Below are 22,909 nucleotides of genomic sequence, written 5' to 3' on the forward strand. Positions count from 1 at the left end.
GGCGTGTGTGGGATCAGGCGGCGTCGGCCGTAAGCGCCGCGACCGGGCGTGACTTGGGGGCCGAGGCGAACACCGCGCGGACCTGCTCGCGGAGTTCGGGCCGCATTGGCGGCGCCGCGTCGACACTGCGGCGGGCCGCTTCGATGACGGCCGGGCCGAGAAGGCGCTCAGCCTCCGCGAGGGAGAACCGGGGCGCGATCATGCTGGTACCGCGGCCAAGCACGGGGGCTCGGTGGGGGCTTCGACGGTGCGGCCGGTGTGCTCCCACAGGACGAGGAGGTCTACTCCAAGCCGTTTGGCAATTGCCAGGGCTTCGTCGTGGGTGGCGGTGCTGCGTTCACCGGAGCGCAGGTGGCCGATCTTGCTGGGGTGGCATCCGGCCGCGTCGGCGAGTTCGCGGACGCTGACTTCGCGGCCGTTGCCCGTGCGCTTCATGAGCCGGACCAGGAGGTCAGGGTCGACGAGCACCATGGGGTTGTGCTGGGGTCGCATGTTCACCTCCGTAGACAGAGTGTGCGTTTGCGTGAACAAGGACGACAGTACACGTCCGTAGACAAGCTGTCTACGCAAACGCACAGCGCGTCAAAATCCGGTCATCAGCCCTGGAGGGGATGGCGCTCACAGTGTCTTTGCGTAGACACTTTGTGCCGGGGGGTGAATGGTTGTGCCCACTGACCTGGTATTTACTCAGTGATCAACACGATTACCGTAGACATCAAACGTCACGTAGGGGATCGAGAGGGCACAATGCATGCCATGACCGAGCAGCGGTTCGACTTCAGGGATCTCCTCCGGCGGCGCCGGGCGGAACTCGGCCTCAGCCTGCGTGACATGGAGGACCGCTCCATCGACCCGGCGAGCGGCGCCCAGGCCAAGTTCGGATGGCTCTCCAAAGTCGAGAACGGCAAGCCGACCGACCCCCCGAAGGAAGACGTACTCCTCGCGATCTCCATCGGGTACGGGCTCCCCGAGACAGTGGTCAAGGCTGCGGCGGCGAAGCAGTTCATGGGATTCGATCCGGCCTCCGATCCCACCGTGATGTGGAGCGGCGACCTCACGACGCGAGTCATCGTGGCGCACGCGGAGGGGCTGTCCGAGGAGGAGCGCCGGCAGTTGGCCGATATCGCGGAGACCTTTGCCCGGAGGAAGACGCAGCGTAGCGGCTCCGCAGAGGGCAAGTCGGACGAATAGTACGACTTTCCATTACTCAGTGATTCGCACTGGTCACACCCTGATCGGTATGGCAGTGTCTGTGATCCGCCTGGGGGGCGCAAACAGATCACTCCACATGTGCGCTCGAACGTCAGAGCGAGAGCGCGCGTGAGGCTGTACCTGGGGAGGCAGTGCGATGGCGGACGAGGAGTACGAGGGGAACGAAGAGCCGCGCGAAGACCCGTCCGGCGAGGACGCGCCCCAGCCGGAACCTGACGCGCCTCGGGCGGTCTTCCGGATGGAGCTGGTCGACAGCCTCCCCGGAGACCGCGCCGTAGTAGGGGTAGAGCAGGAGGGCGAGTTCATGTGGCTCGCCTCCAAGAAGCATGTGACCCAGCAGGCGGTCGAGGAGTTCACCGATCAGCTGACGCGGATCGTGAGCGAGGGCTGGTGGGTGCAGAACTGGCCCGGAGCCCGCGGCTGACGCAGTAGTAATGGAACCCGCAGGTGCGGCACCTGCGGGTTTATTACGGTCATAGCAGGGGCTTCGATCTGGCCATCGCCAGCGCCGTGCTCGGCGCGGCCGAACGGATCGACCCACGGGTGCTCGCCGACATCGTCATGATCGGAGAGCTCGGCCTGGACGGACGGGTGCGCCCGGTCCGGGGCATCCTGCCCGCCGTACTGGCCGCGGTAGACGCCGGATACGAGCAGGTGGTCGTGCCGGAGTGCGCCGCCGCCGAGGCGGCACTGGTCCCCGGCGTGTCCGTGCTCGGGGTGCGCAGCCTGCGGCAGCTGATCGCCGTCCTCGCCGACGAGCCGGTCCCCGACGAGGAACCGGACGAGGCGGGCCGCCCGGATCCGCTCCTGGCCGGCCTGCGGATGCCCGGCACGGGAGCGGCCACCGGGATGCACAGCATGGGCGCCGCCCATCAGGACCAGGAGCACGACCTCGCGGACGTGGTCGGACAGAGTTCGGCTCGGACCGCGGTGGAGGTGGCCGCGGCCGGCGGACACCACCTCTTCCTGGAGGGACCGCCCGGGACCGGCAAGACCATGCTCGCTGAGCGCCTGCCGGCCGTCCTGCCCCGGCTGAGCCGGCAGGAGTCGCTGGAGGTCACCGCGGTCCACTCGGTGGCCGGGCTGCTGCCGCCGGGCAAGCCCCTCATCGACGTGGCCCCGTACTGCGCCCCGCACCACTCGGCCACGATGCAGTCGCTGGTCGGGGGCGGGGCCGGGTTCGCCCGACCGGGCGCCGTCTCGCTGGCCCATCGGGGGGTGCTCTTCCTCGACGAGACCCCCGAGTTCGGCAGCCACGCCCTCGACGCCCTGCGGCAGCCCCTGGAGGCCGGGCACGTGGTGATCGCGCGCAGCGCCGGAGTGGTGCGGTTCCCGGCACGGTTCCTGATGGTGCTCGCCGCGAATCCCTGCCCGTGCGGCCGGTTCTCGCAGCGGGACACCCAGTGCGAATGCCCGCCCTCGGCGATCCGCCGCTACCAGGCACGGCTCTCCGGCCCGCTGCTCGACCGGGTCGACCTGCGCGTCGAGGTCGACCCGGTCAGCCGGGCCGAGCTCGCGCACCGTGGTCCCGGAGGCGAGTCCACGGCGATCGTCGCCGACCGGGTCAGGGCCGCCCGGGAACGTGCGGCGGCCCGGCTGGCGGGCACTCCGTGGCGGACCAACAGCGAGGTGCCGGGGCGGGAGCTGCGCAACCGGTGGCATGCCGCGATCGGTGCCATGGACGAGGCGGAGCGCAGCCTGGAGCGAGGGGTGCTGACCGCCCGGGGGCTCGACCGGGTCCTGCGCGTCGCCTGGACCGTCGCCGACCTGGTCGGCCACGACCGGCCCGGCACGATGGACGTGAACCTGGCCCTCCAACTGCGCACGGGGGTGCCGCGCGGGGTGCCGATGGCCCTCGGGGCGCTGACGTGAACGGCGGCGGCGAACCGGCCGGCGAGCGGCTCGCCCGGGTCTTCCTCGGGCGGGTCCTCGAGCCCGGCGACGAGGTGGGCGGGCAGTGGGTGCGGGAGCGGGGCGTGCCGGAGGTGGTGCGTCGGCTGCGGGACGACGGGGAGCCGTTGCCCGGGGTGACCGCGCGGCGCTGGGCCGGCCTGCGGGCGCGGGCCGGGCAGGCCGAGCCGGAGCGGGATCTGGCCCTCGCGCGGGAGGCCGGGGTGCGGTTCGTGTGCCCGGGAGACGCCGAGTGGCCGGGGACGCTGGACGAACTCGGGGACGCCCGGCCGCTCGGGCTCTGGGTGCGCGGGCGGCCCAGTCTGCGGATGTGGGCGCTGCGGTCGGTCGCCGTCGTCGGTGCCCGTGCCTGCACCGAGTACGGCGCCCATATGGCGGCCACCCTCTCCGCCGGCCTCGCCGAACAGGGCTGGGTCGTGGTGTCGGGCGGCGCCTACGGGGTGGACGGCGCGGCCCACCGGGGCGCCCTCGGCGCGGGCGGCGCCACCGTCGCCGTCCTCGCCTGCGGAGTCGACCAGCCCTACCCGCGCGGCCACACGGCGTTGATCAACAGGATCGCCGAACAGGGGCTGGTGATCGGCGAGTTGCCGCCCGGCGATCATCCGACCCCGAGCAGGTTCATCCTGCGCAACCGGGTGATCGCCGCGCTCACCCGGGGCACGGTCGTCGTCGAGGCCGCCTACCGCAGCGGCTCGCTGGTCACGGCTCGGGCAGCCCAGCGATTGGGCCGGCACACGATAGGGGTGCCGGGGCCGGCCACGAGTGGTCTCTCCGCCGGTGTGCACGAACTGCTACGGGGAGAGGCCGTACTGGTCACCGATGCCGCGGAGGTCGTCGAACTGGTCGGCGACATGGGTGAGCTGGCCCCCGACCGGCGTGGCCCCGCGCTGCCGCGCGATCTGCTGGAGCCGGCTGCCCGAAGGGTCCTGGCCGCGCTGCCCGCCCGCAGACCCGCGGCGGTCGACGAGGTCGCCCGCGAGGCCCGGACCACACCGGACGACGCGATCGCGAGACTGTACGAACTCAGAGCGCTCGGCTACGTCGAACGACACGGCGACGGCTGGAAGTTGACACGCCAGGCGGTGGTCTCCGTTCGAGGAGGTCGACGTCCATGTTGACCCGGGGGGTTCGGCCGTCCGGGGGAACGCCGAAAGCCTTGGGGATTCAGGCAGTTGACCCGCCCCGGGGTCGACCGCCGTGACCGCCGTGACCCTGGAGTGCGCCCAGCGGAACGTATCTGCGTACCGGTCCGGGCTCGCCCTTCGCGCACCGCGACACTTCAGTCACGCTACGCTCACGAGGATTCCGGCACAGAACGGCACCTCTGCACCACGCGGTACCCACCTCACGCACTTCACGGCAGAACGGCACAAGGCGACGAATGCCCCAGCACACCTCCGGGTCCGACCGGGCGGCGATCACCCCAGCCGCCCGTGACGGTGGCAGCGTGCGGCCGCCCGCTCCCTCGACACTCGACGAGCTGTGGCGGTCGTACAAGGCGACGGGGGACGAACGGCTGCGGGAGCAGCTGATCCTGCACTACTCACCGCTGGTGAAGTACGTGGCGGGCCGGGTGAGCGTCGGCCTGCCGCCCAACGTGGAGCAGGCCGACTTCGTGTCCTCCGGGGTCTTCGGGCTGATCGACGCGATCGAGAAGTTCGACATCGAACGGGAGATCAAGTTCGAGACCTACGCGATCACCCGGATCCGGGGCGCGATGATCGACGAGCTCCGGGCGCTGGACTGGATCCCGCGGTCGGTGCGGCAGAAGGCGCGCAACGTCGAGCGGGCCTACGCGACGCTGGAGGCCCGGCTGCGGCGGACCCCCTCGGAGTGCGAGGTGGCCGCCGAGCTGGGCATCGCGGTGGACGAACTGCACGCCGTGTTCAGTCAGCTGTCGCTGGCCAACGTGGTGGCGCTGGAGGAGCTGCTGCATGTCGGGGGTGAGGACGGGGACGGCCTCAGCTTCATGGACACGCTGGAGGACACCGCCGCGGACAACCCCGTGGAGGTGGCCGAGGACCGGGAGCTCAGACGGTTCCTCGCGCGGGCGATCAACACGCTGCCCGACCGGGAGAAGACGGTCGTCACCCTCTACTACTACGAGGGCCTGACGCTGGCCGAGATCGGGAACGTGCTGGGCGTGACCGAGAGCAGGGTCAGTCAGATCCACACCAAGTCCGTCCTCCAGCTGCGCGCGAAACTGGCGAGCTTCGGCCGCTGAACCGGGCGGACCGGCCCGGCCGGACGACGGAAGTGCGGGCGGAGTCACTCCCGCCGGGGGTGGTGCGTCCGTAGAGTGGTCGACGTGCCAAGGATTCGAGCGGCCTCCGTGGCCGAGCACCGGTCGATGCAGCGTGCCGCCCTGCTGGACGCGGCACGCTCCCTGTTGTCCGAGGGCGGTACGGAGGCGCTGACCTTCCCGGCCCTCGCCGAGCGCACGGGACTCGCGCGCTCGTCCGTGTACGAGTACTTCCGGTCGCGGGCCGCCGTGGTCGAGGAGCTGTGCGAGGTCGACTTCCCCGTATGGGCGGCGGAGGTCGAGGCGGCGATGGCCGCGGCCGACGGGGCCGAGGCCAAGGTCGAGGCGTATGTGCGCCGGCAGCTCGCCCTGGTGGGTGACCGGCGGCACCGGGCCGTCGTGGCGATCTCGGCGAGCGAACTGGACGCGGGGGCCCGGGAGAAGATCCGGGCGGCGCACGGCGGGCTCGTGGCGATGATCGGGGCGGCGCTGGCGGAGCTGGGGCACGCGGAGCCCCGGCTGGCGGCGATGCTGTTGCAGGGCGTGGTGGACGCGGCGGTGCGGCGGATCGAGCTCGGGGCCGCGGAGGATCCGTCGGCGATCACGGACGCCGCGGTGGGAATGGTGCTGCGGGGCGTCCGGGGCTGAGTCACGGCAGGGGTACGCCGAGCACCGGCAGCAGCCGTGACGGGCCGCTCCGCCGTAGCCACGGAGGCAGCAGCGACAGCGGGTCCAGATAGGTCCTGCCGCTCAGCAGCCCCCAGTGCACACATGTTCTTGCGCAGTGCGAGCCCGTCGGCTCCACCGTGCCGACGACCTGGCCCGGCGCCACCTCGTCGCCCTTGCGCACCGACGTTCGTACCGGCTCGTAGGTGGTCCGCAGGGGCGGCAGGCCCGTCCCCGACAGTTCCACCGAGACGACGCCCCGGCCGGCCACCCGGCCCGCGAAGGACACCCGGCCGGCAGCCACCGCCCGTACCGGAGCGTCCGGCGGAGCCGCGAGGTCGACGCCCCGGTGGCCGCGGGCGTACGGGCCGGCCGGTGGCTCCCAGCCCCGCAGCACCGCCGGACGGGTGCCCACCGGCCAGGCCCGGCCGATCGCCGGGACGGGCGGCGCGGTGAGTGCCCGGGTTCCCGGTGCGACCTGCGGGGCCGCCCACGCCACCGTGGCCAGCGTCGTCATCGACAGGACCGGCAGCAGGGCCGTGAATCGCTGTGCGTACATGACGCCACCGTCCCGCGTTCCCGCGACGGCGGCCGGGACCTGTGGACCACCCGATGGTTGTGGACAGCGGCGTCACCCGGTGCCCCGCGGGTCCCGTACACTTCTTCTGGCGATCCGGGTCACCGGGTCGACTTCGCACGCCCCGGTATCGGGGGCCGGCCACGGTCGGTTCTCCGGTATCTGCGCCCCTCGGTCCTCAGTGGCTCGGCGCACGCGGGCGTCAGGCGCGGGAGCCGTCCGGTCCCCGCGGCACAACCGAGAAACCCAAGGAGAACGGCCATGGCCGTCGTCACGATGCGGGAGCTGCTGGAAAGCGGCGTCCACTTCGGTCACCAGACCCGTCGCTGGAACCCGAAGATGAAGCGCTTCATCTTCACCGAGCGCAACGGCATCTACATCATCGACCTGCTCCAGTCGCTGTCGTACATCGACCGCGCCTACGAGTTCGTCAAGGAGACCGTCGCCCACGGCGGCACGGTCATGTTCGTCGGCACGAAGAAGCAGGCGCAGGAGGCCATCGCGGAGCAGGCCACCCGCGTCGGCATGCCTTACGTCAACCAGCGCTGGCTGGGCGGCATGCTCACCAACTTCTCGACCGTCTACAAGCGCCTCCAGCGCCTCAAGGAGCTCGAGCTCATCGACTTCGAGGACGTCGCCGCCTCGGGTCTGACGAAGAAGGAGCTCCTGGTCCTCTCGCGTGAGAAGGCCAAGCTCGAGAAGACCCTCGGTGGTATCCGCGAGATGTCCAAGGTGCCCAGCGCCGTCTGGATCGTGGACACCAAGAAGGAGCACATCGCGGTCGGCGAGGCCCGGAAGCTCAACATCCCGGTCGTCGCCATCCTCGACACCAACTGTGACCCCGACGAGGTCGACTACAAGATCCCGGGCAACGACGACGCGATCCGCTCCGTCACCCTGCTCACCCGCGTGATCGCCGACGCCGTCGCCGAGGGCCTCATCTCCCGTTCCGGCGTCGCCACCGGCGACAAGGGCGAGAAGGCCGCCGGCGAGCCGCTGGCCGCGTGGGAGCGCGACCTGCTCGAGGGCGAGAAGAAGGCCGACGCCGAGACCACGGACGAGGCCGCCGAGAAGCCGGCCGAGGCCGCTGCCGAGGCTGAGGCCCCGGCCGCCGAGGCTCCCGCTGTCGAGGCCGAGGCCCCCGCCGCCGAGGCCCCCGCCGCCGAGGCTGAGGCCCCCGCCGCCGAGGCCGCTCCGGCCGCCGAGGGCGAGCAGGCCTGAGTCAGGCCGTAGGCCGTACGGTCGCCAGGTCGTCCGTACGGCCCTAGGGACGAAGTGACGGCGGGGGGTGCCGAGCGCACCGCCCGCCGTTCACCCACAGCCCCCAGATCTTCGAGACTTCGAACTCCGAGAGAGATTCACAGATCATGGCGAACTACACCGCCGCTGACGTCAAGAAGCTCCGTGAGCTCACCGGCGCCGGCATGATGGACTGCAAGAAGGCGCTGGACGAGGCCGAGGGCAGCGTCGACAAGGCCGTCGAGGCGCTCCGGATCAAGGGCCAGAAGGGCGTCGCCAAGCGTGAGGGCCGCTCCGCCGAGAACGGCGCCGTGGTCTCGATCATCGCCGACGACAACTCCTCCGGCGTCCTCGTCGAGCTGAAGTGCGAGACGGACTTCGTCGCCAAGGGTGACAAGTTCCAGGCCGTCGCCAACGCGATCGCCGAGCACGTCGCCAAGACCTCCCCGGCCGACCTCGAGGCGCTGCTCGCGTCCGAGATCGAGGCCGGCAAGACCGTCCAGGCGTTCGTGGACGAGGCCAACGCCAACCTCGGCGAGAAGATCGTGCTGGACCGCTTCGCGCAGTTCGCCGACGGCTTCGTGAGCGCGTACATGCACCGCACGATGCCCGACCTGCCCCCGCAGATCGGTGTCCTCGTCGAGCTGGACAAGCCGAACGCCGACGTCGCCAAGGGCATCGCCCAGCACATCGCCGCCTTCGCGCCGAAGTACCTCTCCAAGGAGGACGTGCCGGCCGAGGTCGTCGAGTCCGAGCGCCGCGTCGCCGAGGAGACCACCCGCGCCGAGGGCAAGCCCGAGGCCGCCCTGCCGAAGATCGTCGAGGGTCGCCTCAACGGCTTCTTCAAGGACGCCACGCTGCTCGGCCAGCCGTACGCGCTGGACAACAAGAAGTCCGTCCAGAAGGTCCTGGACGAGGCCGGTGTCACCCTGAAGCGCTTCTCGCGCATCAAGGTCGGCATCTGAGTCCGTGCCGCGATCGACGCGTCGGCCCGATAGGGTCGGACGCAGTCGTCCGGTACGCCGTCACGCGCGTGCGTGACGGACGACAGCAGATCTGACGAGGAGGCCATTGCCGCGCACGGGTTGGAACACCCCACCGGCAATGGCCTTCTTCGCATGTGCACCACGTGAAAGAGGCGGGATCTCCCATGACCACCAAGGCCCAGAAGAGCGACGACGGCAAACTACGCGGCCGGTTCATGCTGAAGCTGTCCGGGGAGGCATTCTCCGGTGGCGGGGGCCTGGGCGTGGACCCCGACGTGGTGCACAAGATCGCCCGCGAGATCGCCGCCGTCGTCCGTGACGGTGCCGAGATCGCGGTCGTGATCGGCGGCGGCAACTTCTTCCGCGGCGCCGAACTCCAGCAGCGCGGCATGGACCGTGCCCGCTCGGACTACATGGGCATGCTCGGCACGGTCATGAACTGCCTCGCCCTCCAGGACTTCCTGGAGAAGGAGGGGATCGACAGCCGCGTGCAGACCGCCATCACGATGGGCCAGGTCGCCGAGCCGTACATCCCGCTGCGCGCAGTGCGGCACCTGGAGAAGGGCCGCGTGGTCATCTTCGGTGCCGGTATGGGCATGCCGTACTTCTCCACCGACACCACCGCCGCCCAGCGCGCCCTGGAGATCGACGCCGAGGCGCTGCTGATGGGCAAGAACGGCGTGGACGGCGTCTACGACTCCGACCCGAAGACCAACCCGGCGGCCGTCAAGTTCGACGCCCTCGGCTACGGCGAGGTCATCACCCGCGACCTGAAGGTCGCCGACATGACCGCGATCACGCTGTGCCGCGACAACAAGCTTCCGATCCTCGTCTTCGAGCTTCTGACCGAGGGCAATATCGCTCGTGCCGTCAAGGGTGAGAAGATCGGCACGCTTGTGGGTGAGCAAGGCAGCCGGGCCTGACCGGTAGAACCCCGTAGAACCCCGGTTTCGTACGACAACACCTGACCGGGGGACGGACCCTGGTCGGGGGATGGACAATGTCCTGCCGGTCGGGAACCGTGCAGGAAGAAGACGCGACGCAGCCGGCCGCCGCCTCCGCAAGGAACCGCAGCCGGGCCTACTCAAGACACGCAGGAGCAAGTGGTGATCGAAGAGACCCTCCTCGAGGCCGAGGAGAAGATGGAGAAGGCCGTCGTGGTCGCCAAGGAGGACTTCGCCGCGATCCGCACCGGCCGTGCGCACCCGGCGATGTTCAACAAGATCGTTGCCGACTACTACGGCGCACCGACGCCGATCAACCAGCTGGCTTCGTTCTCCGTGCCGGAGCCGCGCATGGCGGTCGTGACCCCGTTCGACAAGAGCGCACTGCGCAACATCGAGCAGGCGATCCGCGACTCCGACCTGGGCGTCAACCCGAGCAACGACGGCAACATCATCCGAGTGGTGTTCCCCGAGCTGACCGAGGAGCGCCGCCGCGACTACATCAAGGTCGCCAAGGGCAAGGGCGAGGACGCCAAGGTGTCCATCCGCGCGGTCCGCCGCAAGGCCAAGGACGCGATCGACAAGCTGATCAAGGACGGCGAGGTCGGCGAGGACGAGGGCCGCCGTGCGGAGAAGGAGCTCGACGACACCACCGCGAAGTACGTCGCCCAGGTGGACGAGCTCCTGAAGCACAAGGAAGCGGAGCTGCTCGAGGTCTGATGAACGACTCTTCCTGGGGCTCACCGCCACACGCCGGGTCGCGGGCCGGGTACTGGGGGCCCGTCGACCAGGGGCCTGTCCAGGGGGCCGCCCCGGCGGGTCCCGCGTACGATGCGCCTGAGGCGCAGCAGACTCGCCCCATGCCCATCGTCCCCGACGTACCCGCGCACGGCGGAAACCAGGATGACGACCGGGGGGCCGCTCGGCCGGGCGGCCCCTTGTTCCCGGACCGGCCCTACGGCAACCAGCCGTACGGCGACGCCGTCCACGGCCACGACACACCGTCGGCACAGCCCCACGCGGCGGTGCCGCAGAATCCGGAGCCCATGCCCGACGCCTCTCACCCGGCGCCCGCACCCCAGAAGAAGAGTGCGGGCCGAGACCTGGGCGCGGCCATAGGGGTCGGGGTCGGGCTCGGTGTGGTGATCATCGCGTCGCTGTTCGTCGTCAAGGCCGTGTTCATCGGCGTGATAGCGGTCGCCGTCGTCGTCGGCCTGTGGGAGCTGACCAGCAGGCTTCAGGAGCGCAAGGGAATCAAGGCGCCGCTCGTGCCGCTCGCGGTCGGCGGTGCGGCGATGGTCGTCGCCGGATACGTCCGGGGTCCCGAGGGTGCCTGGGTCGCCATGGCCCTCACCGCGCTCGCGGTGCTGGTCTGGCGGATGACCGAACCTCCCGAGGGCTACCTGAAGGACGTCACCGCCGGCGTCTTCGCGGCGTTCTACGTCCCGTTCCTGGCCACGTTCGTCGCCCTGATGCTCACCGCCGACGACGGAGCGTTCCGCGTCATGACGTTCCTGGTCCTGACGGTCGTCAGCGACACGGGCGCGTATGCCGTCGGCTGGCGCTTCGGCAAGACCAAGCTCGCCCCGCGCATCAGCCCGGGCAAGACCCGCGAGGGCCTGCTCGGCGCGGTGTCGTTCGCGATGGTCGCCGGCGCGCTGCTGATGCAGTTCGTGATCGACGACGGCACCTGGTGGCAGGGCCTGCTGCTCGGCCTCGCCGTCGCGGCCAGCGCCACGCTCGGCGACCTCGGCGAGTCCATGATCAAGCGGGACCTGGGCATCAAGGACATGGGCACGCTGCTCCCGGGCCACGGGGGCATCATGGACCGGCTGGACTCGCTGCTGCCCACGGCTCCCGTGGTGTGGCTGCTGCTCGTACTGTTCGTGGGCTCCGGCTGACCCACACCGCACAACCGGCTCCTGCGGGCCCCCTCCCTGTGCTTCAGGGAGGGGGCCCGTTGCCATGGAGCCGGTGATCCGATGCCGGAACGGTCCACCGCTGTCGCCCTACGGGGAGCGGAGCCGTGCGGGTGGGCCTCGGGTGGTGCGGTGCCTCGGGGGGGCGCAGTGCACTCGACAAATAGTCTTCGCGTAGATAATCTATGGACACATTATTTGGTCGAGGAGGCCCGCATGTGGGAGTACGAGCACGGCATCGAGACCAGCGCCACCCCCGAGGCGATCTGGCGGCTCTGGGCCGACGTCGAGAACTGGGGCGCCTGGAACGCCGAGATCGAGAAGATCGAGATCAGCGGTCCGTTCGCGGCGGGCAGTCGGATCACGATGACGCCGCCCGGGGACGACCCGACAGTGCTGAGCGTCGCCGAGGCCGTCGAAGGCGAACGATTCGTCGACGAGGCCCGTTTCGGTGACCTGCTGCTGCGCACCATCCACCGGATCGACCAGGTCGCGGGGGACCGGATCCGGGTGGTGTACCGCATGGAGATCACCGGCGCCGGCGCGGACGAGGCCGGCCCGCAGATCGGCCCGGGCATCACCGCCGACTGGCCCGACACCATGGCCTCGCTGGTCGGACTGGCTACCCGCTGATGCCCCTCAGCCCCGGCGAAAGCCCCGGATTCCTGCTGTGGCACGCCACACTGCGCTGGCAGCGCGACATCGCCACCGCCCTGGCCCCCCTCGATCTCACCCACGTGCAGTTCGTGCTGCTCGCCTGCACCTGGTGGCTCAACACGCAGGGCGAGCACCCCAACCAGCTGACTCTCGCCCGCCAGGCCGGCACCGACGTGAAGATGACCTCCCAGGTCCTCCGCACCCTGGAGCACAAAGGGCTCGTCGAGCGTGAGGTCGACCCGGCCGACACCCGCGCCAAACGACTGCGCGTCACCGATACCGGCGCCGACCTGGCCCCACGCGCGATCGCCGCCGTCGAGCGCACCGACGCGCTGTTCTTCCGGTCGGTGCCCCTGGACGACGCGATAGCGCTGCTCGGCCGGCTGGCTCACCCCGAACCCTAGGCGGCCCGGCCGGGCCTGCTGCGGGCCGTCTGTGGGCCGTCCGCGAGTGGCCGACGGGAGTCGACGAGCGCCCGGCGAAGCATCGGGCGCGGGGCACGGAAATTGATCTGCGACACTGGTAAGGCTATGCCTAAGCCCGGAGAACTCACTTTCGTCGCCCCCCGCGGAGCCCAGAAGCCGCCGCGGCATCTCGCCGACCTCTCGCCCGCCGAGCGGAAGGAGGTCGTGGCGGAGATCGGGGAGAAGCCGTTCCGCGCCAAGCAGCTGTCGCAGCACTACTTCGCGCGCTACGCGCACGACCCGGCGGAGTGGACCGACATCCCCGCCGGTGCTCGCGAGAAGCTGCGTGAGGCGCTGCTGCCGGACCTGATGTCGGTCGTGCGGCATCTGTCGACGGACCAGGGGACCACCCGCAAGACCCTGTGGCGGCTGTTCGACGGCACGCTCGTGGAGTCGGTGCTGATGCGCTACCCGGACCGGGTGACGATGTGCATCAGCTCGCAGGCGGGGTGCGGGATGAACTGCCCGTTCTGTGCGACCGGGCAGGCGGGTCTCGACCGCAATCTGTCCACCGCCGAGATCGTGCATCAGATCGTCGACGGGATGCGTGCGCTGCGGGACGGGGACGTGCCCGGGGGACCTGCCAGGCTCTCCAACATCGTCTTCATGGGGATGGGCGAGCCTCTCGCCAACTACAAGCGGGTCGTCGGCGCCATCCGCGCGCTCACCGACCCGGCTCCGGACGGGCTCGGGCTCTCGCAGCGGGGCATCACCGTGTCGACGGTCGGGCTGGTGCCGGCCATCCACCGGTTCTCCGACGAGGGCTTCAAGTGCCGGCTCGCGATCTCCCTGCACGCGCCGGACGACGAGCTGCGTGACACCCTCGTCCCCGTGAACACGCGGTGGAAGGTGCGCGAAGTGCTGGACGCCGGGTTCGAGTACACCGAGCGGTCCGGGCGCCGGCTGTCAATCGAGTACGCGCTCATCCGCGACATCAACGACCAGGCCTGGCGTGGTGACCGGCTCGGGCGGCTGCTGCGCGGCAAGCCCGTGCACGTCAACCTCATCCCGCTCAACCCGACCCCGGGTTCGAAGTGGACGGCCTCCCGGCCCGAGGACGAGAAGGCGTTCGTCGAGGCGATCGCCGCGCACGGGGTGCCCGTCACGGTCCGGGACACCCGTGGTCAGGAGATCGACGGGGCGTGCGGTCAGCTCGCGGCCACCGAGCGGTAGTCTGACCCCGATATCAGCAATCAGGTATCAGTACATCCGTATCGGTACATCTTCATATTCCGACAGGGGAGCGCCACAGCGCTGAGAGTGCGGGAGAGTCCGCAGACCCTCTGAACCTTGCCCAGGTCATTCTGGGTAGGAAGTTCGGACATCACTCAAGCTGTTGCGCCCTGCCCGGACACCGGCGGAACCTTCCGCGGGTGCCCGGGCAGGGCCGCGTCTCTTCCTGGTCAACCCCAGGAGGAATCCAGTGCACACCAGGACGTTCGTGGCCGCGGCCGTCGGCCTCGGCCTCGTCACGCTGTCCGCCTGCGGATCGTCGGACGACGGCGGTTCGGCGGCCGACTCCAAGACCGTCACCCTCGTCAGCCACGACTCGTGGGCCGTCTCCAAGAGCGTGCTCGCGGAGTTCGAGAAGCAGTCCGGCTACCAGGTGAAGGTCCTCAAGGACGGCGACGCCGGTCAGGCCGTCAACAAGGCCATCCTCACCAAGGACAACCCGCAGGGCGACGTCTTCTTCGGCGTCGACAACACGCTCCTGTCGCGCGCCCTCGACAACGGGCTGTTCCAGTCGTACGAGGCGAAGGGCGCGGACCAGGTCCTGCCCGAGTACCGGGCCGACCAGGACAAACACCGGGTCACGCCCGTCGACACCGGTGACATCTGCGTCAACTACGACAAGGCGTACTTCAGCGCGCACAAGCTGACCCCGCCCGCCTCCTTCGACGACCTGTTGAAGCCCGCGTACAAGAACCTGCTGGTCACGGAGAACGCCGCCACCTCCTCGCCCGGCCTCGGCTTCCTGCTGGGCACGGCCGCCAAGTACGGCGACGGGGGCTGGGCGGACTACTGGAAGAAGTTGAAGGCCAACGGCGTGAAGGTCGTCGACGGCTGGGAGCAGGCCTACAACGAGGAGTTCTCCGGGTCCGCCGGCGGAAAGAAGGCGGGGGCCGACCGGCCGCTCGTCGTCTCGTACGCCTCCTCGCCGCCCGCCGAGGTGATCTACGGCGACCCGAAGCCGACCACCGCCCCGACCGGCGTCTCCACCGGCACCTGCTTCCGCCAGGTCGAGTACGCGGGCCTGCTGAGCAACGCGGCCAACCCCGAGGGCGGCAAGGCGCTCCTCGACTTCCTGCTCACCGAGGAATTCCAGCAGGACATGCCGCTCAACATGTTCGTCTACCCGGTGCGGAAGGGGGCCCAGGTCCCGGCGGAGTTCACGAAGTACGGGCCGCAGGCGAAGGACCCCGAGACCCTGGACCCGGCGAAGATCGCCGACAACCGTGACGACTGGGTCAAGTCATGGACCTCGCTCGTACTGAAGTGACCGGGCGCGCGGCCCGCGCGGGGAACGCGGCCCGGCTCGGCCTCATGGCCGTGCCCGTCGCGTTCTTCGCGTGCTTCTTCGCCTACCCGGTCGCCGCGATCGTCGCCCGGGGGCTCGAAGCCGACGGGGGTTGGCGCTTCGGGCGGCTGTGGGACGTGCTCGCGCAGCCCGACATCCGGCACGTCCTGTGGTTCACCACCTGGCAGGCGCTGGCCTCCACCGCGCTCACGCTCCTGGTCGCGCTGCCCGCCGCGTATGTCTTCGCCCGCCTGGAGTTCCCGGGCAAGCAGGTGCTGCGCGCCGTCGTCACCGTCCCGTTCGTGCTGCCGACGGTCGTCGTCGGCACGGCGTTCCTGGCACTCGTCGGGCGCGGTGGACTGCTCGACGACCTGTGGGGCGCACGGCTGGACACCACGGTGTGGGCGATCCTGCTGGCGCACGTCTTCTTCAACTACGCGGTCGTCGTACGCACGGTGGGCGGGCTGTGGTCGCAGCTCGACCCGCGGCAGGAGGAGGCGGCGCGGATGCTCGGCGCCTCCCGCCTGACGGCGTGGCGCACGGTCACCCTGCCCGCCCTGGGGCCCGCCGTCGCGGCCGCCGCGCTGATGGTCTTCCTCTTCACCTTCACCTCCTTCGGCGTGGTGCAGATCCTCGGCGGCCCCACCTTCTCCACCCTCGAGGTGGAGATCTACCGGCAGACCTCCGAGATCTTCGACCTGTCCACGGCGGCAGTCCTCACGATCGTCCAGTTCATGGCCGTCGGCGCGATCCTCGCCGTGCACGCCCGGACCGTACGGCGGCGGGAGACCGCGCTGCGGCTGGTGGACGCGTCGGTGACGGCGCGGCGGCCGCGCGGCGCCGGGCAGTGGGCGCTCCTCGCCGGGGTCCTCGGCACGATCGCCCTGCTGCTGGTGCTGCCGCTGGCGGTGCTGGCGCAGCGCTCGCTCGACGCGCCCGACTTCGCCTACTACCGGGCATTGACCAGCGACGACGGCAACATCTTCCTGGTCCCGCCGATCGACGCGATCGGCAACTCGCTTCAGTACGCCGTCACCGCGACCGCGATCGCCGTGGCCGTCGGCGGGCTCGCCGCGGCCGCGCTCACCCGACGGGACGCCGGACGGCTGGTCCGCGGCTTCGACGCGCTGCTGATGCTGCCGCTGGGCGTCTCCGCGGTGACCGTCGGCTTCGGGTTCCTGATCGCGCTCGACGAGCCTCCGCTCGACCTGCGCGGGACGTGGATCCTGGTGCCGCTCGCGCAGGCGTTGGTCGGCGTCCCCTTCGTCGTACGGATCATGCTGCCGGTGCTGCGGGCGGTGGACCAGCGGCTGCGTGAGGCGGCGGCCGTGCTCGGGGCGTCGCCCTGGCGGGTGTGGCGGGAGGTCGACCTGCCGATGGTGTGGCGGGCGCTGCTCGTCGCGGCCGGGTTCGCCTTCGCGGTGTCGCTGGGCGAGTTCGGGGCGACGGTGTTCATCGCACGGCCCGACAACCCGACGCTGCCGGTCGCCGTCGCGCGGTTGCTGGGGCGGGCCGGCGAGCTCAACTACGGCCAGGCGATGGCCCTTTCGACGATTCTGATGGTGGTGTGCGTGGTGGCGCTGCTGGTGCTGGAGCGACTGCGGACCGATCGGACGGGGGAGTTGTAGATGCTGCTGGAAGTGGAGCGCGCGACCGTGCGGTTCGGCGGACGGCCGGTGCTCGACGCCGTCGATCTCGCCGTCGCCGAGCACGAGGTGGTGTGTGTGCTGGGGCCGAGCGGCAGCGGCAAGTCGACGCTGCTGCGGGCGGTGGCCGGGCTCCAGCCGCCGGACGCCGGGCGGGTGCTGCTCGACGGACGCGACCAGGCGGGGGTGCCCGCGCACAAGCGGGAGCTCGGCCTGATGTTCCAGGACCATCAGCTGTTCCCGCAGCGGGACGTGGGCGGCAACGTGGCCTTCGGGCTGCGGATGCACGGCATGCCCAGGACCCGGCAGGGCGAGCGGGTGGCGGAGCTGCTCGAACTGGTCGGGCTTCCCGGTGCGGCGGGCCGTGCGGTGGCTTCGCTCTCCGGTGGGGAACAGCAGCGGGTGGCGCTGGCCCGGGCCCTCGCGCCGCGCCCCCGGCTGCTGATGCTCGACGAGCCGCTCGGCCAGCTCGACCGGTCGCTGCGGGAGCGCCTGGTCGTCGAACTCCGGGAGCTGTTCGGCCGGTTGGGGACGACCGTGCTGGCGGTCACCCACGACCAGGGCGAGGCGTTCGCGCTCGCCGACCGGGTCGTGGTGATGCGGGACGGGCGGATCGCCCAGTCCGGTACGCCTCTTGAGGTGTGGCAGCGGCCTGCGGACGCGTTCGTGGCGCGTTTCCTCGGCTTCGACAACGTGGTGGAGGCGACCGTCACGGAGGAGGCCGCGGTCACGCCGTGGGGCAAGGTGCCGGTGCCGGCCGGGTCGGCGCAGGGAGCGCGCACGCTGCTCGTCCGGCCCGCCGGGGTGCGCCTGGTGGGCGCGGACGAGGGACTGCGCTGCACGGTCACCGCCCGCACCTTCCGCGGCACCCATGTCGCCGTGCACCTCCAGCCGGAGGGCGCGCCGAGGCTCGAGGCGGCGTGCACGCTGCGGGACGCGCCGGAGGTCGGGGGCGTGGTGGGAGTGTCCTTCGACGCGACCGAGACCGTCGTACTGGACTGACCGGGCCCACCCCTGCGGGAGCCTGACATGCGGGTGGCCCGCCCCTGGATAAGGGGCGGGCCACACACGTACGTCCGTCGTGCCGGTCGTGCGGCTCAGGTCAGCGCTGGCTGGACCCGCGGCGCCGCATTCCGAAGAACACCGCGCCACCGCCGACGGCGACCAGGACGGCCGCGATGCCGACGATCAGACCGGTGTTGGAGCCGGCGCCGGTCTCGGCCAGGTTGGACTCCTGGGCCGCGGCCGACGGGGCGTTGCTCGCGGAGGGCGCGGGCGCGGCGCTGTCGCTCGCCGAGTCGGACGGGGACGGGGTGATCGTCTCGGTCGGCGGCGCAGTGGTCGTGCTGTCCGACGGTGTCGAGGACGGGGAGGTGGAGGGGGTGGTGGACGGGGTGGACGTGTCCTCGGCCTCGCAGGCCTTGGACGGGGTGGTCAGGTTGCCGGGGATGTCCTTGTCGACCAGGATCTTCTTGCCCTTGACGGCCTTGACGTGGATCCGGTACTCGGCGTTCGGCTCCCAGGCCTCGGCGAAGGAGACGGTCACGCCCTTCTGCGAGCCCTCGACCGTCTGTGCCGCGCCGACCTGCCGCAGGTCGGCGCCGTTGTTCTCGAGGAAGACGGTGATGACGGCCGGGACGCCCGTGGGGTCCTTGTCGGTGACGGTGATGACACCCTTGGCGCCGTCACAGGCGGCAGTGGCGGAGAACTCGCTGATGTCGCAGGCCAGCGCGGTGCCGGCGGCGCTGAGCGCGAGGGCGGCGGAGGCGGCGGTGACACCGAGCATGCGCACCGAACGGGCGGCGGTACGGCGGGAAAGGGACACGTTTGTCCTTTACGGGAAGCGCAACTGCGGGGGGTGGAGGGGGAGATGGCGCCCCCGGTGAGCCGAGTGCGTCACCATCCCCAGCAGACTCACAGGTCTATAAGCGTTCCATAAGAAGTGTCAATGCGGGGACGCCTCCGAGCGGCTGGCTTTGCCCGCTTATTAACCACCGAGACGTTTCAACGCCTCCGGAGCCTCCTCGATCCGGTCAACGAGGGCGATACGGGACTCCATCGACCGCTCCCGGGCGAGTGACCGCAAGAGCGGCCAGGCGGGCAGCCGCCGCGTCCAGTGCTCCCGGTCGACGAGCACCATCGGCGTCGGCTCGCCCCGCGACCCGTAGTAGTTGGGCGTCGCGTTGTCGAAGATCTCCTGTACGGTGCCGGCGGCGCCCGGCAGGAACACCACACCCGCGGTGCAGCGGGCCAACAGGCCGTCCTCGCGGGTGGCGTTGGAGAAGTACTTGGCGAGGTGCGCGGCGAACGGGTTCGGCGGCTCATGGCCGTAGAACCACGTGGGGATGCCGACCGAGGGGCCGCCGCCCGGCCACTTGGCCCGCACCTCGAAGGCCGCCGTCGCCCAGTCGGTGATCGAGGGGGTGAACTTCGGTGCCTTGGCGAGGAGCCGGAGGGCGTCCGTGAGCATCTCGTCGTCGAAGGGGGCCGCGTACGCGCCGAGGTTCGCCGCCTCCATCGCGCCGGGTCCGCCACCGGTCGCCACCATGAGCCCGGTCCGGGCGAGTTCACGGCCGAGCCGGGCCGCGCCGGCGTACGCCTGGGTACCGCGCGCCATGGCGTGGCCGCCCATCACACCCACCACGCGCTCCTCGACGAGGAGTTCGTCGAGCGCGTCGGAGACGGCGTCGTCGTGGATCGAGCGGAGCATCGAGCCGAATATGTCGCCGTCCGCCTTCGTGCGCTGGAACCACGCGTACGTGAGGGCGTCCGGGGTTGCCTCGTAGCCCTCGTCCAGGGACGCGAACAACTCGTCGGGGGAGTAGACGAAACCGCGGTACGGGTCGAAGGACAGACCCGGTACGGGCGGGAAGACCAGGGCGCCGGAGGCGCGGGACTTCGTGGCCGCCGCCGGGTCCATCGGGCAGCCGAGGAAGACGGCGCCCGAGGTGTCCAGGGCGAGGAGGGCGTCCGTACGGGCCGTCAGGTCGACGGACTGGACGCGATGGGGGTCCCCCCGCTCGAGCGAAGCCGAGAGTGGGGGAGGGAGAGCGTGCCGTGGGTGCGGACCACCTCGTCGAACTCGGCGAGGGACTCGATCTCACGGTCGTGGGAGCCGTCGAACGGCTGGGCGGGTGTCGTCGGATGCACCCGCCCATGCTAGGCAGCGCCGGACGGGCGGTGGGTCAGCTCTCGATGGCCGACGGGTCCATCCAGACGACCTCCCAGGTGTGGCCGTCGAGGTCGTCGAACGAACGGCCGTACATGAAGCCCATGTCCTGCGTCTCGCCGCTCGGCGAACCGCCCAGCGCGAGCGCCCTGTCGACGAGTTCGTCGACCTTCTCGCGGCTCTGGGCGCTCAGGGCGATCAGGACCTCGCTGGTCTTCGAGGCGTCCGCGATCTCCTTCTTGGTGAAGGTCGAGTAGAACGGCTTGGTGAGCAGCATCGCGACGATCGTGTCGCTGATCACCACGGAGGCCGCGTTGTCGTCGCTGAACTGCGGGTTGATCGTGTAGCCGAGCTCCGTGAAGAACTTCTTCGAGGCGCCGAGGTCGTTCACGGGCAGGTTCACGAAGATCATCTGCTGGTAGGCCGGGGTGGTCATCGGGTCTCTCCCAGGGGATTCGCGTTGCTGGTGTGTGGTGTTCGATGGGGTAGACCGGGCGGCCGCGCGGAACTCATCGCGGTGCGGGGATCTTTTTCGAGCACAGGGGCGCGGGCCGCCGGCGCGGGCGGGCTTCAGCGCGTCAGCGGGAGGGCCGCCAGTTCGGCCACGATCAGGGTGAGCGGGACGAAGAGGGCGAGCAGGGCACCGGTGCGCAGGGCGGCGGCGCTGCGCAGCGTCTTGGCCGGGGCGCCGAGGCGGAGCAGGGCGGCGGTGGTGTCGGCGCGGACCTGCCGCGCCTCCACGGCCGCGGTCAGGAGCGTGGCGACCGTGCAGCCCGCCACGACCAGGGAGCCGAGGGTGGTGAGCGGGCCGAAGGCCGGGTCGGCCGGGTCGTACAGCGCGGCCATCGTGTACGCGCCGGACGCCACCGCGCAGACCACGCCCAGCGGCTGTCCGATCCGGGCCGCCTCCTGCATCAGGCCGCGGCCCGCGAGGAGGCGGAGGGCGCCGGGGCGGGCCGACTGGAGCAGTCGGCCGCAGAGGTGGGTGAGGCCGGGGCCGGCGAGGGCGAGGCCCACGGCGGTCAGGGTCCAGCCGAGGAGGACCGCGGCGGGGCCGGTGGGAAGGCCGCCGGGGAGGGGGAGGGTGCTGGGGTTCGTGGTGCCGTTCGCGTACGCCTCCACGGCCAGGCCGGCGGCGAGGAGGGCCATGCCCCAGGGGAGGGCGGTGGGGTGGGGCGGGTGCGTCTGGGGCGGTGTCTGTGTCTGTACCTGTGTCTGTGCCTGTGTCTCAGGGGTGCCGTCGGCGGAAGTCTCCGCTGTGCCGTCGACGAGGGTGGGCGCTGAGGCCGAGGGCAGGGGCGTGGTGCCCGGTGCTGGCGGGATGCCGTCCGCCGCCGGGTCGGGAGCCGTCTCGGCGAGGCGGGCGTCCGTGGACGGGCGTGTCGGCCGGTCGCTTCTCGACCTCGCTCCGAAGCGGCCGTACTCGCCGAACCTGGCGCCCGGGCCCGTCCTGCCGAAGGCGCCGAACCGGCCGGACATCCCCGGGGCGGCCTGGGCCGCCACGCGCGTGTCCCTCGGGCGGAGCATCAGGGCCACCGCGAGGGACGAGGTCACCGGGACCAGGGACAGCAGGGTCAGGGCCGCCGGCAGCGGGAGAGGCTGGTTCGCGGCCAGGAAGTCGTCGGCCGCTCCGTCGAACGGCATGCCCCTGAGGTCGCCGCGCAGGTGCAGGAAGAGGAGCAGGGCCAGCATGGAGCCGAGCAGCGTCGACAGGGCCGTCGTCATCGCCGAGACGGCCATCAGCCGGGTCGGGCCCAGGCCGATCGCCGCCAGGCCGGGGCGCGGGCGGGTGCCGGGGTCCGTGCGGGCCACCGCCAGGGCGAAGTAGACCGTCGCCGCCAGCGGGACCGCGCACCAGGCGAGGCGGAGCACGGACGCTGCCGGGGCCTCGGGGTGGGTGAGAGCGCGGCCCAGGGTGCACAGGAGGAGGAAGCCGGTGCCCCCCGAGGCCGTCGCCACCAGGAGGCGGCGGAACTGGACGGCGGGGTGGGCGCTGCGCGTCAGACGGAGAGCGAGCACGCGGCCCCCCGGCCTTCCGGCTCCGTGACCGGCGGCAGATGGACCGTCTTCACCCGGCGTCCGTCCATCAGCGGCACCGTGCGGTCGGCGAGGGCGGCGGTCTCCGGGTCGTGGGTGGCCAGCACCACGGTGATGCCGTGGGAGCGGGCCGCCGTCGTCAGGGTGCGCAGGACATGGGCCCGGTCCGCGCGGTGGAGGGGTGCCGTCGGCTCGTCCGCGAAGAGCACCGAGGGGGCCGGGGCCAGGGCGCGCGTGATGCAGACCCGCTGGCGCTCGGCCTGGGTGAGCTCGTACGGGCGGCTCCGGGCCTTGTCGCCGATGTCCAGGCGGTCCAGCCACTCCAGCGCGGCGGCCTTGGCCCGGCGGCGGCTGGTGCCGCGCAGCATCAGAGGGAGTGCCGCGTTCTCCCAGACGTTGAGTTCGGGGACGAGGACCGGTGCCGGGTCGACCCAGCCGAAGCGGTCGCGGCGCAGCCGTTCACGGGCCATCGGGCCCATCGTGTGGACGGGGACGCTGTTGAACCAGACCTCGCCGCGTTGGGCGGGCACCAGGCCGGAAAGACAGTGCAGCAGGGTCGTCTTGCCGCTGCCGCGCGGTCCGCTGACGGCGAGGATCTCGCCCTCCCGCACGCCCAGCGAGACACCGCCGAGCGCCGGTGAGCCGTCGCGGTGCGTGAAGTACAGGGAGCGTGCCCACAGCACGTCGTTGTCCGGCGGGGCCTCCATGGGCGTACACCTCGG

The 22,909-nt window shown here is 71.2% G+C and carries 23 protein-coding genes and 2 pseudogenes; 17 read left to right on the forward strand and 8 right to left on the reverse strand.

The features are described from left to right. Positions 1–13 precede the first annotated feature (13 nt). Both G9272_RS32160 and G9272_RS32165 read right to left on the reverse strand, forming a co-directional pair. The gene (locus G9272_RS32160; protein ID WP_171399752.1) at positions 14–202 is read right to left on the reverse strand and encodes a hypothetical protein; all 189 of its coding nucleotides are present in this window, start codon (positions 200–202) and stop codon (positions 14–16) included. Next, positions 199–492 carry a helix-turn-helix domain-containing protein gene (locus G9272_RS32165; protein ID WP_171399753.1) on the reverse strand — a complete coding sequence of 98 codons (294 nt, stop codon included), beginning with the start codon at positions 490–492 and terminating at the stop codon, positions 199–201. The genes G9272_RS32160 and G9272_RS32165 overlap by 4 nt, the downstream gene beginning before the upstream one ends. A 264-nt stretch (positions 493–756) precedes the next feature. On the opposite strand from G9272_RS32165, the gene G9272_RS32170 reads away from it, so the two are divergent. From G9272_RS32170 to G9272_RS32195, 6 genes and pseudogenes are all read left to right on the forward strand, one after another. Further along, a complete protein-coding gene (locus G9272_RS32170) occupies positions 757–1,191 on the forward strand; it encodes an XRE family transcriptional regulator (RefSeq protein WP_253267999.1) in 435 nt (144 codons plus the stop codon). A 157-nt stretch (positions 1,192–1,348) separates the two neighbouring features. Continuing rightward, entirely contained in the window at positions 1,349–1,636 is a 288-nt protein-coding gene (locus tag G9272_RS32175; protein ID WP_171399755.1) for a hypothetical protein, read from the forward strand. A gap of 59 nt (positions 1,637–1,695) precedes the next feature. Next, positions 1,696–3,084: pseudogene (locus G9272_RS32180) on the forward strand (YifB family Mg chelatase-like AAA ATPase); the annotation flags it as partial. Next, positions 3,081–4,241, forward strand: coding sequence for a DNA-processing protein DprA (dprA, locus tag G9272_RS32185; RefSeq protein ID WP_171399756.1), 1,161 nt, complete (start codon positions 3,081–3,083; stop codon positions 4,239–4,241). The pseudogene G9272_RS32180 and the gene dprA, both read left to right, overlap by 4 nt. A 263-nt stretch (positions 4,242–4,504) precedes the next feature. Next, complete coding sequence (gene whiG / locus G9272_RS32190) at positions 4,505–5,347, forward strand: RNA polymerase sigma factor WhiG (RefSeq protein ID WP_054239720.1); 843 nt, start codon at positions 4,505–4,507, stop codon at positions 5,345–5,347. Between the two features lie 108 nt (positions 5,348–5,455). Further along, a complete protein-coding gene (locus G9272_RS32195) occupies positions 5,456–6,013 on the forward strand; it encodes a TetR/AcrR family transcriptional regulator (RefSeq protein ID WP_171402260.1) in 558 nt (185 codons plus the stop codon). Between the two features lies 1 nt (position 6,014). Here G9272_RS32195 and G9272_RS32200 read toward each other — a convergent pair whose 3' ends face one another. Further along, complete coding sequence (locus tag G9272_RS32200; protein WP_171399757.1) at positions 6,015–6,590, reverse strand: M23 family metallopeptidase; 576 nt, start codon at positions 6,588–6,590, stop codon at positions 6,015–6,017. 279 nt (positions 6,591–6,869) lie between these two features. Here G9272_RS32200 and rpsB point away from each other — a divergent pair, with 279 nt between their 5' ends. From rpsB to G9272_RS32255, 11 genes are all read left to right on the forward strand, one after another. Continuing rightward, on the forward strand, positions 6,870–7,829 hold the full coding sequence (gene rpsB / locus G9272_RS32205) for a 30S ribosomal protein S2 (protein ID WP_171399758.1): 960 nt from the start codon (positions 6,870–6,872) through the stop codon (positions 7,827–7,829). Positions 7,830–7,975: 146 nt separating this feature from the next. Further along, a complete protein-coding gene (gene tsf / locus G9272_RS32210) occupies positions 7,976–8,812 on the forward strand; it encodes a translation elongation factor Ts (RefSeq protein ID WP_171399759.1) in 837 nt (278 codons plus the stop codon). 185 nt (positions 8,813–8,997) lie between these two features. Then, a complete protein-coding gene (gene pyrH / locus G9272_RS32215; RefSeq protein ID WP_171399760.1) occupies positions 8,998–9,756 on the forward strand; it encodes a UMP kinase in 759 nt (252 codons plus the stop codon). A 183-nt stretch (positions 9,757–9,939) separates the two neighbouring features. Continuing rightward, positions 9,940–10,497 carry a ribosome recycling factor gene (frr, locus tag G9272_RS32220; protein WP_053748032.1) on the forward strand — a complete coding sequence of 186 codons (558 nt, stop codon included), beginning with the start codon at positions 9,940–9,942 and terminating at the stop codon, positions 10,495–10,497. Further along, complete coding sequence (locus G9272_RS32225) at positions 10,497–11,678, forward strand: phosphatidate cytidylyltransferase (RefSeq protein WP_171399761.1); 1,182 nt, start codon at positions 10,497–10,499, stop codon at positions 11,676–11,678. Before frr ends, G9272_RS32225 begins: the two co-directional genes overlap by 1 nt. Positions 11,679–11,912: 234 nt before the next feature. Further along, positions 11,913–12,329, forward strand: coding sequence for a polyketide cyclase (locus G9272_RS32230; protein ID WP_171399762.1), 417 nt, complete (start codon positions 11,913–11,915; stop codon positions 12,327–12,329). Further along, complete coding sequence (locus G9272_RS32235) at positions 12,329–12,757, forward strand: MarR family winged helix-turn-helix transcriptional regulator (RefSeq protein WP_171399763.1); 429 nt, start codon at positions 12,329–12,331, stop codon at positions 12,755–12,757. The genes G9272_RS32230 and G9272_RS32235 overlap by 1 nt, the downstream gene beginning before the upstream one ends. 126 nt (positions 12,758–12,883) lie before the next feature. Further along, on the forward strand, positions 12,884–13,990 hold the full coding sequence (gene rlmN / locus G9272_RS32240) for a 23S rRNA (adenine(2503)-C(2))-methyltransferase RlmN (RefSeq protein WP_171399764.1): 1,107 nt from the start codon (positions 12,884–12,886) through the stop codon (positions 13,988–13,990). A gap of 250 nt (positions 13,991–14,240) precedes the next feature. Continuing rightward, positions 14,241–15,317 (forward strand): thiamine ABC transporter substrate-binding protein, encoded by a 1,077-nt coding sequence (locus G9272_RS32245; protein WP_171399765.1) that lies wholly within the window; start codon positions 14,241–14,243, stop codon positions 15,315–15,317. Continuing rightward, the gene (locus G9272_RS32250; RefSeq protein ID WP_171399766.1) at positions 15,293–16,963 is read left to right on the forward strand and encodes an ABC transporter permease; all 1,671 of its coding nucleotides are present in this window, start codon (positions 15,293–15,295) and stop codon (positions 16,961–16,963) included. The genes G9272_RS32245 and G9272_RS32250 overlap by 25 nt, the downstream gene beginning before the upstream one ends. Further along, entirely contained in the window at positions 16,964–17,983 is a 1,020-nt protein-coding gene (locus G9272_RS32255) for an ABC transporter ATP-binding protein (RefSeq protein ID WP_171399767.1), read from the forward strand. It abuts the gene before it with no gap. Between the two features lie 100 nt (positions 17,984–18,083). On the opposite strand, the gene G9272_RS32260 is transcribed toward G9272_RS32255, so the two are convergent. The 5 genes and pseudogenes from G9272_RS32260 to G9272_RS32280 all read right to left on the reverse strand — a co-directional run bounded on the left by G9272_RS32260 (position 18,084) and on the right by G9272_RS32280 (position 22,894). After that, positions 18,084–18,806, reverse strand: coding sequence for an LAETG motif-containing sortase-dependent surface protein (locus G9272_RS32260; RefSeq protein ID WP_171399768.1), 723 nt, complete (start codon positions 18,804–18,806; stop codon positions 18,084–18,086). A gap of 162 nt (positions 18,807–18,968) precedes the next feature. Beyond that, positions 18,969–20,131: pseudogene (locus tag G9272_RS32265) on the reverse strand (LOG family protein). Positions 20,132–20,166: 35 nt separating this feature from the next. Beyond that, positions 20,167–20,586, reverse strand: a complete 420-nt coding sequence (locus G9272_RS32270) for a VOC family protein (protein WP_171399769.1) — start codon at positions 20,584–20,586, stop codon at positions 20,167–20,169. Positions 20,587–20,720: 134 nt separating this feature from the next. After that, entirely contained in the window at positions 20,721–22,169 is a 1,449-nt protein-coding gene (locus G9272_RS32275) for a hypothetical protein (RefSeq protein ID WP_171399770.1), read from the reverse strand. After that, positions 22,151–22,894, reverse strand: a complete 744-nt coding sequence (locus G9272_RS32280; RefSeq protein WP_171399771.1) for an ABC transporter ATP-binding protein — start codon at positions 22,892–22,894, stop codon at positions 22,151–22,153. The genes G9272_RS32275 and G9272_RS32280 overlap by 19 nt, the downstream gene beginning before the upstream one ends. Positions 22,895–22,909: the final 15 nt, after the last annotated feature.

The organism is Streptomyces asoensis, from assembly GCF_013085465.1.
Classification (GTDB): Bacteria; Actinomycetota; Actinomycetes; order Streptomycetales; family Streptomycetaceae; genus Streptomyces; species Streptomyces cacaoi_A.

Coding starts and splice junctions, on each gene's coding strand:
- G9272_RS32160 (WP_171399752.1), bottom strand. CDS start 202: ATGATCGCGCCCCGGTTCTCCCTCGCGGAGGCTGAGCGCCTTCTCGGC.
- G9272_RS32165 (WP_171399753.1), bottom strand. CDS start 492: ATGCGACCCCAGCACAACCCCATGGTGCTCGTCGACCCTGACCTCCTG.
- G9272_RS32170 (WP_253267999.1), top strand. CDS start 757: ATGACCGAGCAGCGGTTCGACTTCAGGGATCTCCTCCGGCGGCGCCGG.
- G9272_RS32175 (WP_171399755.1), top strand. CDS start 1,349: ATGGCGGACGAGGAGTACGAGGGGAACGAAGAGCCGCGCGAAGACCCG.
- whiG (WP_054239720.1), top strand. CDS start 4,505: ATGCCCCAGCACACCTCCGGGTCCGACCGGGCGGCGATCACCCCAGCC.
- G9272_RS32200 (WP_171399757.1), bottom strand. CDS start 6,590: ATGTACGCACAGCGATTCACGGCCCTGCTGCCGGTCCTGTCGATGACG.
- rpsB (WP_171399758.1), top strand. CDS start 6,870: ATGGCCGTCGTCACGATGCGGGAGCTGCTGGAAAGCGGCGTCCACTTC.
- tsf (WP_171399759.1), top strand. CDS start 7,976: ATGGCGAACTACACCGCCGCTGACGTCAAGAAGCTCCGTGAGCTCACC.
- pyrH (WP_171399760.1), top strand. CDS start 8,998: ATGACCACCAAGGCCCAGAAGAGCGACGACGGCAAACTACGCGGCCGG.
- G9272_RS32225 (WP_171399761.1), top strand. CDS start 10,497: ATGAACGACTCTTCCTGGGGCTCACCGCCACACGCCGGGTCGCGGGCC.
- G9272_RS32230 (WP_171399762.1), top strand. CDS start 11,913: ATGTGGGAGTACGAGCACGGCATCGAGACCAGCGCCACCCCCGAGGCG.
- G9272_RS32235 (WP_171399763.1), top strand. CDS start 12,329: ATGCCCCTCAGCCCCGGCGAAAGCCCCGGATTCCTGCTGTGGCACGCC.
- rlmN (WP_171399764.1), top strand. CDS start 12,884: ATGCCTAAGCCCGGAGAACTCACTTTCGTCGCCCCCCGCGGAGCCCAG.
- G9272_RS32250 (WP_171399766.1), top strand. CDS start 15,293: ATGGACCTCGCTCGTACTGAAGTGACCGGGCGCGCGGCCCGCGCGGGG.
- G9272_RS32255 (WP_171399767.1), top strand. CDS start 16,964: ATGCTGCTGGAAGTGGAGCGCGCGACCGTGCGGTTCGGCGGACGGCCG.
- G9272_RS32270 (WP_171399769.1), bottom strand. CDS start 20,586: ATGACCACCCCGGCCTACCAGCAGATGATCTTCGTGAACCTGCCCGTG.
- G9272_RS32280 (WP_171399771.1), bottom strand. CDS start 22,894: ATGGAGGCCCCGCCGGACAACGACGTGCTGTGGGCACGCTCCCTGTAC.